This is a genomic window from Pedobacter puniceum, assembly GCF_009674685.1.
In the GTDB taxonomy this organism is placed as follows: Bacteria; Bacteroidota; Bacteroidia; order Sphingobacteriales; family Sphingobacteriaceae; genus Pseudopedobacter; species Pseudopedobacter puniceum.
The window spans coordinates 986,565-1,001,150 of record NZ_WKJI01000002.1; the positions used below are offsets into that span (position 1 = coordinate 986,565).

A 14,586-nucleotide genomic window follows, 5' to 3' on the forward strand; every position below is an offset into this window, starting at 1 on the left:
TTAATCTTAAAATCATAAATACAGAGGTCTATTTAATTTATTAGAAATCCTATAAGCAGCATTCATTAAACCAACATGGCTGTAAGCCTGTGGGAAATTACCCCATTGGCTACCTGTTTCTTCATCAACATCCTCGCTAAAGAGCATTAAGTGGTTGGCGTATTTCATCAGTTTTTCAAACTCTCTAATAGCGTCATCCACACGACCAACACAAGCCAGAGCTTCTACATACCAAAAAGCACATATCAAGAAAGTGGTTTCTGGTTTTCCAAAATCATCAGCATGTAAATAACGATAAAATAAACCATTTGGGGTTTTTAATTCGTTTTCTAAAGCTATTAAATGGTTTTTTGCTCTTTCAGATTGTGGGTCTAGATAGTTCATCATAATCAGCTGCAAAGTGCTTGCATCTAAATGCGGACTACCAACGGCATGTGTATAAACTTTACGAACGGGGTCATAACAATCTTCAATATGTTTTGCGGCCCTTTTCATCAAAGAAACTGCTTTTTCTTCTAAGGCTTCATTATTAATAGTTCTGGCAATTTTTGCGGCTGCGCTACAACCAGCCCATTGGAAAAGGTTACTATAGCAATGTAAATAAGCACTATTTCTAAACTCCCAAATGCCGGCGTCAACTTCATCTATGGTATGCTCTATCCTTCTTAAAGCTACCTCAACTAAAGAAGCAGAATCTTTTCTTTCTGAAAAAACAAAGCGATGATCGGTATATAAAGGCAATAAAGAAATAAGTGCTTGGCCATAAATATCATTCTGTATATGCTCATAAGCTTGGTTGCCAATTCTTACCGGGCCATTTCCTAAATAGCCTTCTAAATGGTCTGCAATTTCCTCAACTAAATTTTTTTGTCGGGATATGCTATAAAGTGGCTGATAGCGCAAACCTTCTTCAAAAGATATATCGGTGATGTAATCAAAGTATTTCTCTGTTTCTTCAAAATGGCCAATATGGTGTAAGGCATTTATCACATAATAAGTATCTCTTAGCCAACAAAATCTATAATCCCAATTTCTACCACTACCGGGGAATTCTGGCAAACTTGTGGTACTAGCAGCAATAATAGCTCCGGTATCTTCATACTGGTGTATTTTTAAGGCTAAGGCCGATCTTATCACTTGTTCTTGATAAAAATCTCCAATTGATGAGCGCTTTACCCATGTTCGCCAATAGCTAATGGTTTGATTTAAAAATCTATCTGCAGTGGTTTGTATAGGACCTTCTAAAGGCTCTCCAAAAGTTAAAAACAGGTATAAAGTATCTTTAAGAATAAAATATTGGTCTTCTAAAATATAAGAAAGAGGTGCATTGGTAGATAGTCTTATCTTTTCGCCACAACCCATGTATTCAATATGGTTAGAGCCTCTAATAACTGTTAATTCACTTTTACCATAATCATAAACTGGTTGGCATTTTATCTTTATATGAGGGTTTCCCTCTAAAAGTTGAACTTTTCTTATCAGCATTAAAGGTTTAAAATACCTTTCAAACTGCTGAAACCTTGGAGCAAAGTCTGTAACCTTATACCTACCACTTTCTGTCGTTATTTCTGTACACAAAATATTGGTATTCTCTAAATAATATTGCTTAGAGGTATATGCCGATGAAGGAGCTATAGAGAATTCTCCACCTTTTTTAGTGTCAAGCATACTTCCAAAAACAAAAGAGCTATCAAACCTAGGCCAGCATAACCAAGTGATATTGGTATTTTTATGTACATGAGCCAAGTAAGAACAGTTTCCTATAATACCAGTTTGGTAAGTATGTTTTTCCATAATAAATAGTTTTATGATGCTAAGACCCCTATTTATCAATAAAAACTATACCTATTTGGTTTTTTAGAGGATAAAAGCTTAATTATTTAAACCTTCTTTTCTTCTTTGTCTGCGTTCTTGCCTTATTTCTCTCGGAGATTTTGAAGCAGTATCTTTCTTATCAGCTTCAAAAAGTTGTTTTAAAAACTTCTCTTTAGGTACTATAGTAGAATCTTTTTTAATGTTGAAGAGGTTAAACAAGCTATTTTCCTCATCCTGGGCTAAACTATCCGGAATGGTATCAGAAGGAGCTATTTGCTGTCTTAAACTTTCTCTTAATCTCACACCATAATAACCATATACACTAGAATCTTGCTGGGCATATCCTCTTCTAGCCATTAAACCGCCAATTAAGTTAAAATAGCCTCTTAAATAGGGTTTTAAGCTACCGTCTGATTGCCAAGCATATAAAGAAGATTTGGGTTTAGGTACGATATAAGCTAAATAAATGGCCTCGCCAATGCTTAGTTGTGATGGGTGTTTACCAAAATAATAGTTGGCAGCTTCCCCAATCCCATATACATTCCTGCCCCACTCAATAATATTTAAATAAACCTCATACATGCGGTTTTTAGAGCTTAAATTTTCATGCTCTATCAGCCAAACAATTAATATTTCTTCAATTTTACGAGCTAAAGTTTTTTGTCTGTTGAGGTAGATGTTTTTTACCAATTGCATAGAAATAGTGCTACCACCTCTTTTAAAAGATTTTGCCTTAAAATTAGTAGCAATAGATTGCCTGATAGATTCCTCAACAAAACCATTATGCGAGTAAAATGATGGGTCTTCTGAAGTTAATAAAGCGTTTTTAATGTTCGGAGAAATATCTTCAATCGCCACAAAATTTGGATTTTGTGGTCCCACAATAATATCTCTAACAGGTTTTCCTTTTTCATAAGGCGTGTAAACAAACTCTTTATTAATTTTCTGGAAATTGGTTTTACCAAATCTGGTAATCTTAAAGTCAGGGCTGGCTGTTAGAGAAGAAGTAAAAACCACATCATCTGGTTTTTTACTATCTAAATAAAAGTTAAGATCATATTTTAATTTTCCTTTTACTTGGATACCTTCTAAAGATTCAAACAAACCATGCGGAAAAGCATTAAAAATTTCTTGTGCTTCTTGTTCCTCGGCGCTTAGTTTAAGCTCGTAAATTTTATGTTCTCCTAAAGTTAGTTTCACAAAAGGATGAAGGGTAGCATTACCTAAATGCACTACCGAGCTGCTATCAACCGCAACACTATTCTCTCCAATAACCAATTTAGCATCTATACTTCCATCTGGTACTACAATGTCATTAGCAGCAATTTTTGGGTGGTTAATTAATAAATTTTTAACAGACCAATTTCCTGTAATTTCAAAATCAGAGCCTGATTTTTCTGCGCTACTCATCACCGTTCTTACAGTATCAAAATTTAATTTCAGGCCATATTTATTTTCCAAATAGGGAAACTCTACCTTTTTGTTGTTAGCATACAATTTTAAATCAAGTTGTTGGTCGCTAGGTTCTGCTGTGCCCTCTACATGCCAAGTGGCTAAATTATCATTAATGATAATGGTAGATTTTACATCATTATCCACAATGGTAGCCGTTTTAGTAAGGATACTTAACTGTGTGGTATCTTCCTTAAAAGTGATTTTAAAGTTTTGGATAGCCATATCATCAGGTATTTTATCTAATGCCTGGTGGATAAGTTTATTGGCTAAGTCTGCAAGGTCTACCTCTTTTTTCTCGGTTTTTGTAGTGGTATCTTTTTTAAACAAGAAATCGTAATTGCTGATGCTATCTTTCTTTACCAAAGAAATAAGTGCATGGTTAAGCTTTAGTTCAGATATTTTAACATCCCCAAAAAGGAGCGGGAAAAGTTTAATACCCACAGTAAAATCAGCAATGTTTGCTAAAGAATCTCTGTCCTCTGGTATAACGGTAATATCACTAAAATGTACGGTGCTTAAGCCCGAAAAAGCGTAAGAACCAATTTTTACATTTAAATTATACTTAGATTTTGCTTTATAAACCGCCTTATTTATGACCTTTTCTAGCAAAGCTTCACGCTTTAAATAGGCCGTAATACCTCCCGCTATAAATAGCAAAAACAGTACTGATAGCGTAATGATGACTGTTTTTTTATATTTGAAATACTTAAATCTGCTCGTGAAAAACCTCATATAATACTTAGAAAAGTATAAAAATCTTTTGATATAAAAATTGAAGATGCCAAATTATCTCAAAAACAGCACCGAAACAAAATTTTAATTATAAGCCTTTTGTTAATTTTACTTGAAATTATAAAACGATGTTTACTAGAGAACAAGTATTAGATGCTTTAAGAAATGTAGAAGATCCAGATTTAAAGAAAGATTTGGTGACGCTTAATATGATAGAAAACTTGGTAATTGATGGCCAAAATATCAGTTTCTCTGTAGTGCTTACTACACCAGCTTGTCCAATGAAAGACATGTTAGAGAACGCTTGTAGAAACGCCATTAAACATTTTGTTAGCCAAGATGCAGTACTCAACATCCACATGACAAGTCGTGTAACAACACCTAAAACACAGTTTTCTGCTCAAATAAAAAATATCATTGCGGTTTCATCAGGTAAAGGCGGAGTAGGAAAGTCTACCGTAGCAGCAAATTTAGCGATTGGCTTAAGCTTAACTGGTGCAAAAGTAGGCTTAATTGATGCTGATATTTATGGTCCATCGGTACCTATCATGTTTGGCTTAGAAGATGCTAGACCTAATGCAAGTGAGGTTAATGGAAAAACCAGTATAGAGCCTATAGAAAAATATGGTATTAAACTATTATCGATTGGTTTCTTTACAGACCCGGGCCAACCTGTGCCATGGAGAGGTCCAATGGCTTCAACTGCTGTAAAGCAGCTTTTTAACGATGCTGACTGGGGCGAATTAGATTATTTAATTGTTGACTTACCTCCTGGTACAGGCGATATTCATATTACCATTACCCAAACTTTCCCAATAGCTGGTGCCGTTATTGTAACTACACCACAGCAAGTAGCTGTTGCAGATGCAACTAAAGGAATTGGTATGTTTATGATGAATAGCATTAACGTACCTATTTTAGGTGTGGTAGAAAATATGTCTTATTTTACTCCTGCCGAGCTGCCAAACAATAAATATTATGTTTTTGGTAAAGATGGTGGTAAAAATATGGCAAAAAAATATAATGTCCCTTTCCTTGGCGAATTACCTTTGGTACAAAGTGTAAGCGAAGCAGGCGATAGCGGTGAACCTATTATCTTAGCCGATAAAGGTTTAGTTGCCCAAGCATATATAGAGCTTGCACAAAAAGTAGCACAACAATTGGCAATTAAAAATGACATGGCAAAAGCATAATTTTCCTTTTGATTTTGTTATTTTTATAAAAAATTATCAATAATGGACCCTAAAGAAAATTTAAGGAACGAAGTAGAAGCAGCATTAGATACCATAAGACCGTATCTTGAAGCTGATGGTGGGAATGTATCCGTAGAAGAAATTACAGATGATTATATCGTTAAATTAAAATTATTGGGTTCTTGTGGTTCTTGCCCAATGAGTATCATGACTTTAAAGGCAGGCATAGAACAAGCTGTTAAAAAAGCTGTACCCTCTATAACTGCTGTTGAGGCTATTAACCTAACAGCTATGGATGATCCTTCAGCTGTATTACCAGCAAACCTTCAATAATTTTACAATTTATTTTAAAACATATAAAAAGCCTTATCGTTAAAATGATGAAGGCTTTTTTCTTTAACACAATTTAACAGATAAATTAAGAAGCTTTTAATATTTTTATTTTAATAATGAGGAGCATATTAGTTGTTATATTTTGTCTTATAGCTAGCACTACTTTTGCACAAAAGGAAGGAAAGCCTTTGGTGCAATTTTCTGGTGTTATTTATGATATAGATAGTAATACTGTTGTTCCTTATGTTACGTTAAATAATTTATCAGAAAAAAAGACCCATTCTGCTAATTATAAAGGTTATTACTCTTTTGTTGCTCATGAAGGAGATAGCATACAGTTTTCTTCCGTTGGATATAAAAAATTGGTATTGGTAATACCACAAAATCTCAAAGAAAGAAAATTTACGGCGGTTGTTAAAATGAAGTCTGATAACATTATTTTACCAACCGTAAGAGTTTTTCCTTGGGCAAGTTATGATGAGTTTAAAAGAGATTTCTTAACCATGAAATTTGCCGATGATGATTTAGAAATTGCCAAGAAAAACTTGTCTAGCAAAAGCTTAAGAGATTTATATGTTTCTTTACCTAGAGATGGTACAGAAATGCAATCTTTCAATTTTCAGAATAACCATATTGGGCTTACCAATAAAAATATGGTTCAAACAAATCCTTTGCTGAACCCATTTGCATGGGGTGCGCTTATTAAACAAATTACAGAAGGTAATAAAGAGAGAAACAAAAAGTAAAGAAAAAGGAAGTCTTATCTTTTTTTCTTTAAAGATGGAAACTTCATTTTATAAGCTACTTTAACAGCTCCTTTAGATATAGATTCTAATTTGTTTTTCAGCATCGTTTTACGCAATAAGCTAATACGATCTGTAAAAAGCTTTCCTTCTATGTGGTCATACTCGTGTTGTATAACTCTTGCTGCAAGACCTTTAAAGTTTTCTTCTTTAAGCTCCCAATTTTCATCGTAATAAGAAACACGTATTTCGGGTTTTCTGCTTACGTCTTCCCTAACATCCGGGATGCTTAAACAGCCTTCGTTAAATTTCCAAGGTTCACCGGTTTCTTCTAGAATGCGGGCATTGATAAATACCTTTTTGAAATTACTTAATTCAGGCTCATCATCATCAAAAGGAGTAGCATCAACAATAAAAAGTCTAATGGGTAAACCTATTTGTGGTGCTGCTAAACCTACACCACTAGCCGCATACATGGTTTCAAACATGTTTTCAATCAAAACATTTAAATCTGGATAATCTTGATTAATATCCGTAGCGATTTTTTTTAAAACAGGGTCTCCGTATGCAACTATGGGTAACTTCATGATGTAAAATTAGTAAAAAAATAGTTTTTGTAAGATGCAGAGACAACCTTAATTCTAATCTAACGTAATAAACAATGTATTTTTTTTATATTTACCATGAAAATTTCCTAATTATGATGAAAAATTTATTAACTATTTTCTTCATTTGCTGTTTGCACACCATTGTAAAAGCGCAGTGTACAGCAACTATTTCTGGTCCTACATCAGGTTGTTTAGACAATATTACAACATACACCATAACAGGTGCTACCGGTGCTACTTCCTACACTTGGGCTATAACAGGCGCAACCAGTAGCAGAGTTTCAGATACCCAATATACCGTTCTTGTTCCAACCACTGTTGGGGCAACTTTTAATATAGCTGTAACTATAACCGGAGGTGTATGTGATGGCTCAACTATTTCAAAACTGGTAACAGTTGTAGCACAACCTGCTAAGCCAGTTATCAACAGGGCAGTAAATAGTAATACTTTAACAACAGCTGCTGTAGCTGGTGCCACTTATCAGTGGTATTTTAACAGAACTCTTGTTTCTGGTGCTAATACAACATCTTTTCCTATTCAAAATACAGGGTTTTATGCTGTTGAGATTACAAATTCTGCGGGCTGTAAAAGTTATTCAGAAGATTTTCCTTATTTTTCTACTTCTGTTAAAGAAGATCCAAAATTTGTAGGTTTTGCTTATTATCCTAATCCTATAGAAGCTGGAAATACTTTAACCGTAATGTTTTCTGACACTTATGATATAGAGCTTATTGATATGACTGGTAAATCGGTTTTAAACCAAAAGAGCTTAAAGGGTAAGCAAGAGCTCGAAACAAGTAAATTAAATTCGGGCATATACCTGCTGAAAGTAGAAAGCGAAGGAAAGCTCGCCTTTAGAAAAATCATCATCAACTAAACAAGACATAACCCAGTTTAAAGCTGGGTTTTTTGTTAGGAATTTTATTTTGCGCTACCTACAGTTTTTTACAACTTCGTAGACTAATAAAATTTACATGAGAGACCAACATATACAGCTTGTAGCGCAGGAACTAAGTATTGGTACTAAACAGGTTGATGCAACTTTAGCCTTGTTAGATGAAGGTGCTACCGTACCTTTTATTTCTAGATACCGCAAAGAACTTACTGGAAGTTTAGATGAGGTTGAGGTAGCTACCATAAGAGACAGGATACAGCAGCTAAGAGAATTAGATAAAAGAAGAGAGGCTATTCTTAAATCTATTGAAGAACAAGGTAAATTAACCGATGATTTAAGAAAGCAAATTATGGAAGCAGCCACTATGGCTGTTTTAGAAGATATTTATCTGCCTTATAAACCAAAGCGTAAAACCAAAGCATCTGTTGCCCGCGAGAAAGGTTTAGAGCCCCTAGCATTAAGTATTTTAGAACAAGATAGAAACGATCCTGAGGCTGAGGCAGAGCAATATATCAATGAAGAAAAAGGTGTTTTCGCTGTTGCCGATGCTTTACAAGGCGCAAGAGATATTATAGCAGAGTTGATAGCAGAAAACGCTGATGCGAGAGCTAAGATGAGAGATTTATTTTGGGAGAAAGCCACCTTAAAAGCAGAAGTTTTTAAAGGTAAAGAAGAGGAAGGTATCAAATACAAAGATTATTTTGAGTGGGAAGAACCTTTAAAGACTGCTCCTTCTCACCGTATTTTGGCTATCCGTAGAGGAGAGAAAGAACTTATCTTAAAATTAGATATTTTACCTCCCGAAGAAGATGCTATAGAACTCTTAGAAAAACTTTTCATCAAGGCTAATCAAGCAAAATCTCAACAAGTAAAGCTAGCCGTAGAAGATGGTTATAAAAGATTGCTTAAGCCTGGTATGGAAACAGAAATCAGGCTGTTATCTAAACAAAAAGCAGATGAGGAAGCTATAAAAGTGTTTGCAGAAAATGCTCGCCAGTTATTGTTAGCAGCACCAATGGGACAAAAAAATGTATTAGCCTTAGACCCTGGTTTTAGAACGGGTTGTAAATTGGTTTGCCTAGATAAACAAGGTAAATTATTAGAAAACACTACTATATATCCTTTTACAGGAGCCGGAAACTTAAAAGAGGCAGAGCAAACTTTGGTTTACTTGGTTAACAAATATGAAATAGAAGCCATAGCCATTGGTAACGGAACAGCTAGTAGAGAAACAGAAGAATTTGTACGTAAGCAAGGTTTAAAAAATGTACAAGTGGTGATGGTTAATGAAAGCGGAGCCTCTATTTACTCTGCTTCTGAGGTAGCCAGAGAAGAATTTCCAGATCATGATATTACCGTTAGAGGAGCTGTTTCTATTGGAAGAAGGTTGATGGACCCATTAGCAGAATTGGTTAAAATAGATCCAAAATCTATTGGTGTTGGGCAATACCAACATGATGTTGACCAAAACAAGTTACAAAGCTCTTTAGATGATACGGTTATAAGTTGTGTTAATGCTGTTGGGGTAGAGCTAAATACGGCTTCTAAACAAATTTTATCTTATGTTTCTGGCTTGGGGCCGCAATTGGCACAAAACATTGTAGAATATAGGAACCTTCACGGAGCTTTTAAAAACCGAGAATCATTAAAGAAGGTTACTCGTTTAGGTGATAAAGCTTTTGAACAAGCTGCAGGGTTTTTAAGAATCAGAAATGCCGAGCATCCTTTAGATGCCAGTGCAGTACACCCAGAGCGTTATGCTTTGGTAGAGCAAATGGCTAAAGATTTAGGCTGTAAAGTAGAAGATTTATTGGTTAATGATGCACTTAGAAAGCAGATAAACCTACAAAAGTATATTTCTGATGAAGTAGGTTTGCCAACGCTAAAAGATATTTTAGCCGAGCTTGCCAAACCAGGCAGAGACCCACGTGAGCAATTTGAATCTTTCAATTTTGCTGATGGGATTAATAAAATTGAAGATTTAAGGGTAGGGATGAAAGTACCAGGCATTGTAACTAACATAACAAATTTTGGTGCCTTTGTTGATATTGGTGTTCATCAAGATGGTTTAGTGCACCTTAGCCAAATGGCAGATAGGTTTATACAAAACCCTAATGAAGTTGTAAAAGTACAGCAAAGGGTAGAAGTTACTGTTACAGAGGTTGATGTTGCCCGTAAGCGTATAGCATTGAGTATGAAGGGTAATACAAGCCCGGTAAAGAAGGCAGATAAACCAGCTAGCGTTCAAAAATCATCAGGTAAAGAAGGGTTTAAAAAGCCAGTACAAAAAGATGCTGAAACAGATATGCAGCATAAGCTAAAAGCCCTGATGGGTAAGTTTAAATAAAATTTTGTATCAGGCTGATTGGGATAAAGCTTAATTAATTTCAATCAGCTTGATACTTTTTCACCTAGAAGCCACTTAGTCAAGAGCCCCAGTTTTCATTTTTTCTTTTCCTGATTGTTCAAACCAAGTTTTCATTTCTCCTTTTACTTCAACCTTTATAACACTTGCCACAGCATGCGGTGCTTGTGATGGTATTTTTAACATCACTTGGTTGCTGTTTTTATTCCACTTTAGTTTTTCACCATTGTGCAGCATTCCTGCTGATATCACTTCTTGATTTAGCCCATCGATGCTAAGTATACCATTTTTTGGCCACTCAAATACAGAAAGATAAAGGGTAGTCTTTCCATTTTGTGTTTTTGTGGTTACACGCCCCCAAGTTTGGCTAGGTAGCGGACTGGCTTCTGTAGCATAAATGGCTTCGCTATAAATCTTCATCCAATTACCTAAATCTTTTAAGCGTTCTACACTAGCATCAGGGAAAGAACCATCTGGTTTTGGTCCTACATTTAATAAATAATTCCCCCCTTTTGATGCAATATCAACCAGATTACGAATTAAGGTTTCAGATGATTTCCATTTAGTATCAGAATTTCTAAAACCCCAGGTACCATTCATGGTCATACAAGTTTCCCAATCTTTACCATCTAGTTCGCTTAAATTCGGAATTTTTTGTTCAGGTGTTTTGGTGTCTCCAGGAAAATTTGGGCGTTTTAAACGGTCATTTGTAATAATATGAGTTTGCTTTTTTAACTGTTCTTGTAACTTAAGAGCAGCTTCATCAGTCATTTTTACCGGCGTATCCCACCATAAAACCGCAATATCACCGTAGTTAGTCATTAATTCTTTTACCTGTGGAACTGCAACTTCATCAATGTATTGTGCAAATGTTTTGGTTTCTTGTGCCGGGTCCCAATGGCCCTCATGCTCTTGTGTGTAATTATTGATTTTGGTACTATCTGGATTAGGCCAGCCTTCTGCCATTAATTTTCTGGCTGCAGAACCTCCTGGGTTTACCCAATCTTGGGCTTGAGAGTAGTAGAAGCCTAATTTTATCTTGTATTTTTTACATGCTTCTGCCAAAGGTTTTAACAGGTCTTTTTTGTATGGCGTTGCATCCATAATATCCCAATCACTAGCTTTAGAATCAAATAAAGCAAAGCCATCATGGTGTTTAGCTGTAATGATTAGATATTTCATTCCAGCATCTCTGGCCATTTTCACCCATTCATCAGCATCAAATTTTACCGGATTAAATTTTTTAGCAACCTCTTTATATTCTGAAACAGGTACTTTCATTCTGTTCATAATCCACTCTGCCCCACCACGAGCCTGTTGATGACCTTTATATTCTCCGGCCATTTGTGCATAAACCCCAAAGTGAATAAACATACCGAAACGAGCCTCTCGCCACCATTTCATTTTTTCATCTTGCGATATGGGTTGTGCAAAAACCGAAATACTTACACAAAACAGCACTAAAAGGGGGTATAATTTTTTTAGGTTCATGGTTATTATGGTTAAGGTTTACCAGTTGCGGATAATTAGTAAACCATTACTAAAGTAATAGAAATCAACCAAATAACATAGCTATAATATAAGGATAATAGCCATTAAAAACCCCGAATTATCGGGGTGATTTTTTATTCTTCTGTTTGCGGGTGGGTTGGCTTTTGGTCTATCTTAGGTTCGTTCTTAAGACCTTCATATTGCTCATCTTCATCGCCATTTTTTTCTTTATAGCTGCCTTCCCCTTTGTCATCTAAATTTTCTTTACGGCGTTCTGATTCTTTAAGTGCTCTTTCTGCTTGTTCTTTAACTCGTTTATCTAAGTGGTCTTGGTTAGGACCAGATTCCCAATGTTTTTCTTGTGTTTCCATGGCTGTTAAATTTGATTTTGGTAAAACAAAATCTTTGCCATGTTAATTAGCATCCTTAATATGAAATAAAAAAAGCTTCCCTATTACTAAGGAAGCTTTAAATGATGTATTTAGCAATCTCTTTAGATTAAAGAAACACTTCTGTTTACAAAAGCTGTTAAATCTGCTCCGGTTAATAAACCTTGAGATAGTAAAGCTAAATCAAATGCTTGTTTTGCTAACTCGGCTTGAGTGTTTTCATCTTCGGCTTGTAAAATTTTACTTACCAGTTTATGATTTCCGTTGATAGCAACTTTATAACTGTCAGGCATATTGCCATAAAAACTCATACCGCCACCCATAGCAGCCATATCTTTCATACGGCGCATAAACTCGTCCATGGTAACGGTAACTGGCAATTCTTCTGGGTTCATAGCTTCTATATTTACCTGATAAGCTGGCTTATTAATAGCTTTTTCAAATATCTCTTTAACTTTTTTAGTTTGATCTTCACTTAATGCATGTTCAAGTTTCTCGCCTTTATCAATCAATTTATCAGCAACATCAGCATCAACACGTTTTAACTGAACCTTTTCTAGCTTATGCTCTATATGGCTTACAAAATGATTATCAATAGGGGTATCCATCAATAATACATCGTAATTTTTCTTTTTAGCCGATTGTATAAAGGCATCTTGCTTAGCTGGGTCTATGGTGTATAAATAAACCACATTACCATCTTTATCTGTTTGTGCTGCTTTAACTTTTTCTTTGTATTCTTCTAAAGTGAAGTATTGGTTATCGGTATTTTTAAATAAGCCAAAGTCTTTTGCTTTTTCATAAAACTTCTCTTCGCTTATCATTCCGTATTTCACAAAAATGCCAATATCATTCCATTTTTGCTCGTAAGCTGGGCGGTCTTTTTTGAAAAGTTCAGCCAATTTTTCGGCAACTTTTTTAGTAATATAGCTATTGATTTTTTTAACATTTCCATCTGCTTGCAAGAAACTTCTAGAAACGTTTAGAGGGATATCTGGAGAGTCTATAACACCATGTAATAACATTAAAAACTCTGGTACAATGTCTTTTACCTCATCAGTAATAAAAACTTGTCTGCTAAATAATTTGATTTTATTACGTTGAAATTCAACATCATTTTTAAGTTTAGGAAAGTATAAAACACCTGTTAAATTAAAAGGATAATCAACATTTAGATGAATCCAAAATAGTGGGTCTTCAGAAAAAGGATAAAGTTCTTTGTAAAATTGTAGGTAATCTTCATCTTTTAAATCAGCAGGTGCTAAAGTCCAGATAGGTTTAGCGCCATTAATGATGTTTTCTTTCTCTACAGATTTATATTGTGGCTTACCATCTTTGTCTTCTCCGTCTGGCTCACTCTCTGTTTTAGTACCAAAAACAAGCTTGGTTGGTAAAAACTTAAAGTATTTATCTAAAATTTCTTGAAGCTTATATTTACTTAAAAATTCTTCAGAATCTGCATTAATGTATAAGATAACATCCGTACCACGGGTTGTTCTTGTACCCTTAGCAATCTCAAACTCTGTACTTCCATCGCAAATCCAGCTAGCAGGTTCTGCACCATCTTGGTAAGAAAGGGTTTGGATTTCTACCTTTTCTGCAACCATAAAGGCCGAGTAAAATCCTAAACCAAATTTTCCGATAATTTCATTGGCGTCTTTAGCATCTTTAAATTTCTCAACAAATTCTGTAGCGCCAGAAAAAGCAATTTGGTTGATATATTTTTTAATCTCTTCGGCAGTCATCCCTATACCATTATCACTTATGGTAATGGTTTTCTTTTTCTCATCAAAAGCTACTTCAACCTTTAGTTCGCCTAATTCGCCATTATACTGCCCTAATGAGGCTAATCTTTTTATCTTTTGTGTAGCATCTGAAGCATTTGATACTAACTCTCTCAAGAATATTTCATTATCCGAATACAAGAATTTTTTAATAATCGGAAAAATATTCTCGGTGTGGATTGAAATGGTTCCTTTTTCTTGCATAGCTCTATGTTGTTAGATTGATTTTTATGTTTCACCTAGCCTTATCAAGCGCTGTACCAATGCTTTTTAAGTGACATGTTGACAGCCGGCAAGTATTTCGCAGCTACTTGTTTGGTATAATTTCAATAACTTTAAAGATGAAATTTTTTCAGCAACAAATAAGGTTAAGACCCTTTTCAAGAGGTTTTCATTTAATCACCAGAGAAGTTTTAGCGGCTTTACCACAAATTCAGGAAATAGAAGTTGGGCAGTTGCAAGTTTTTATGCAGCATACATCAGCATCATTAACCATTAATGAAAATGCAGACCCTACAGTAAGACAAGATTTTGAATCGCATTTTAATATGATGGTACCAGAAAATGCTACACATTATTTACATGATTATGAAGGGGCAGATGATATGCCTGCCCATATAAAAGCATCTTTGTTAGGGCCATCAATACAAATTCCTATATCAAATGGTAAATTATGTTTAGGTACTTGGCAAGGTATTTACATGTGTGAGCATAGAGATTACGGAGGAAGTAGAAATATTATATTAACAGCTTGGGGAATTTAATGTTAACTTTGGTAAAAA

General features: G+C 34.9%; 12 protein-coding genes. 6 read left to right on the forward strand and 6 right to left on the reverse strand.

The window, feature by feature from the left end:
- Positions 1-12 precede the first annotated feature (12 nt).
- Both GJJ64_RS10910 and GJJ64_RS10915 read right to left on the reverse strand, forming a co-directional pair.
- Positions 13-1,794 carry a glycoside hydrolase family 15 protein gene (locus tag GJJ64_RS10910; protein ID WP_154287802.1) on the reverse strand — a complete coding sequence of 594 codons (1,782 nt, stop codon included), beginning with the start codon at positions 1,792-1,794 and terminating at the stop codon, positions 13-15.
- 78 nt (positions 1,795-1,872) lie between these two features.
- Positions 1,873-4,002, reverse strand: a complete 2,130-nt coding sequence (locus GJJ64_RS10915; RefSeq protein ID WP_154287803.1) for a biosynthetic peptidoglycan transglycosylase — start codon at positions 4,000-4,002, stop codon at positions 1,873-1,875.
- Positions 4,003-4,130: 128 nt separating this feature from the next.
- Here GJJ64_RS10915 and GJJ64_RS10920 point away from each other — a divergent pair, with 128 nt between their 5' ends.
- The 3 genes from GJJ64_RS10920 (at position 4,131) to GJJ64_RS10930 (ending at position 6,274) form a co-directional block, all read left to right on the forward strand.
- Positions 4,131-5,195: an Mrp/NBP35 family ATP-binding protein gene (locus GJJ64_RS10920; RefSeq protein ID WP_154287804.1), complete on the forward strand. Its 1,065-nt coding sequence runs from the start codon at positions 4,131-4,133 to the stop codon at positions 5,193-5,195.
- 42 nt (positions 5,196-5,237) lie between these two features.
- Positions 5,238-5,528, forward strand: a complete 291-nt coding sequence (locus GJJ64_RS10925; protein WP_154287805.1) for a NifU family protein — start codon at positions 5,238-5,240, stop codon at positions 5,526-5,528.
- Between the two features lie 116 nt (positions 5,529-5,644).
- Entirely contained in the window at positions 5,645-6,274 is a 630-nt protein-coding gene (locus tag GJJ64_RS10930; protein ID WP_154287806.1) for a peptidase associated/transthyretin-like domain-containing protein, read from the forward strand.
- A 14-nt stretch (positions 6,275-6,288) separates the two neighbouring features.
- Here GJJ64_RS10930 and def read toward each other — a convergent pair whose 3' ends face one another.
- Positions 6,289-6,858 carry a peptide deformylase gene (def, locus tag GJJ64_RS10935; protein ID WP_154287807.1) on the reverse strand — a complete coding sequence of 190 codons (570 nt, stop codon included), beginning with the start codon at positions 6,856-6,858 and terminating at the stop codon, positions 6,289-6,291.
- Positions 6,859-6,971: 113 nt separating this feature from the next.
- Between def and GJJ64_RS10940 the strand changes: the two genes are divergently transcribed.
- Both GJJ64_RS10940 and GJJ64_RS10945 read left to right on the forward strand, forming a co-directional pair.
- The gene (locus tag GJJ64_RS10940) at positions 6,972-7,757 is read left to right on the forward strand and encodes a T9SS type A sorting domain-containing protein (protein WP_195759278.1); all 786 of its coding nucleotides are present in this window, start codon (positions 6,972-6,974) and stop codon (positions 7,755-7,757) included.
- Positions 7,758-7,854: 97 nt separating this feature from the next.
- Positions 7,855-10,122, forward strand: a complete 2,268-nt coding sequence (locus GJJ64_RS10945) for a Tex family protein (RefSeq protein ID WP_154287809.1) — start codon at positions 7,855-7,857, stop codon at positions 10,120-10,122.
- Between the two features lie 75 nt (positions 10,123-10,197).
- On the opposite strand, the gene GJJ64_RS10950 is transcribed toward GJJ64_RS10945, so the two are convergent.
- From GJJ64_RS10950 to htpG, 3 genes are all read right to left on the reverse strand, one after another.
- A complete protein-coding gene (locus GJJ64_RS10950) occupies positions 10,198-11,631 on the reverse strand; it encodes an alpha-L-fucosidase (protein ID WP_154287810.1) in 1,434 nt (477 codons plus the stop codon).
- Between the two features lie 134 nt (positions 11,632-11,765).
- A complete protein-coding gene (locus GJJ64_RS10955; protein WP_039450816.1) occupies positions 11,766-12,002 on the reverse strand; it encodes a hypothetical protein in 237 nt (78 codons plus the stop codon).
- A gap of 122 nt (positions 12,003-12,124) precedes the next feature.
- Positions 12,125-14,008: a molecular chaperone HtpG gene (gene htpG, locus GJJ64_RS10960; RefSeq protein ID WP_154287811.1), complete on the reverse strand. Its 1,884-nt coding sequence runs from the start codon at positions 14,006-14,008 to the stop codon at positions 12,125-12,127.
- Between the two features lie 137 nt (positions 14,009-14,145).
- On the opposite strand from htpG, the gene GJJ64_RS10965 reads away from it, so the two are divergent.
- Complete coding sequence (locus GJJ64_RS10965; protein WP_154287812.1) at positions 14,146-14,568, forward strand: secondary thiamine-phosphate synthase enzyme YjbQ; 423 nt, start codon at positions 14,146-14,148, stop codon at positions 14,566-14,568.
- Positions 14,569-14,586 lie beyond the last annotated feature (18 nt).

What these genes read in the sequence shown, in the direction of transcription:
- GJJ64_RS10910 (WP_154287802.1), bottom strand. Translation starts at nt 1,794, where the DNA reads ATGGAAAAACATACTTACCAAACTGGTATTATAGGAAACTGTTCTTAC.
- GJJ64_RS10915 (WP_154287803.1), bottom strand. Translation starts at nt 4,002, where the DNA reads ATGAGGTTTTTCACGAGCAGATTTAAGTATTTCAAATATAAAAAAACA.
- GJJ64_RS10920 (WP_154287804.1), top strand. Translation starts at nt 4,131, where the DNA reads ATGTTTACTAGAGAACAAGTATTAGATGCTTTAAGAAATGTAGAAGAT.
- GJJ64_RS10925 (WP_154287805.1), top strand. Translation starts at nt 5,238, where the DNA reads ATGGACCCTAAAGAAAATTTAAGGAACGAAGTAGAAGCAGCATTAGAT.
- GJJ64_RS10930 (WP_154287806.1), top strand. Translation starts at nt 5,645, where the DNA reads ATGAGGAGCATATTAGTTGTTATATTTTGTCTTATAGCTAGCACTACT.
- def (WP_154287807.1), bottom strand. Translation starts at nt 6,858, where the DNA reads ATGAAGTTACCCATAGTTGCATACGGAGACCCTGTTTTAAAAAAAATC.
- GJJ64_RS10940 (WP_195759278.1), top strand. Translation starts at nt 6,972, where the DNA reads ATGATGAAAAATTTATTAACTATTTTCTTCATTTGCTGTTTGCACACC.
- GJJ64_RS10945 (WP_154287809.1), top strand. Translation starts at nt 7,855, where the DNA reads ATGAGAGACCAACATATACAGCTTGTAGCGCAGGAACTAAGTATTGGT.
- GJJ64_RS10950 (WP_154287810.1), bottom strand. Translation starts at nt 11,631, where the DNA reads ATGAACCTAAAAAAATTATACCCCCTTTTAGTGCTGTTTTGTGTAAGT.
- GJJ64_RS10955 (WP_039450816.1), bottom strand. Translation starts at nt 12,002, where the DNA reads ATGGAAACACAAGAAAAACATTGGGAATCTGGTCCTAACCAAGACCAC.
- htpG (WP_154287811.1), bottom strand. Translation starts at nt 14,008, where the DNA reads ATGCAAGAAAAAGGAACCATTTCAATCCACACCGAGAATATTTTTCCG.
- GJJ64_RS10965 (WP_154287812.1), top strand. Translation starts at nt 14,146, where the DNA reads ATGAAATTTTTTCAGCAACAAATAAGGTTAAGACCCTTTTCAAGAGGT.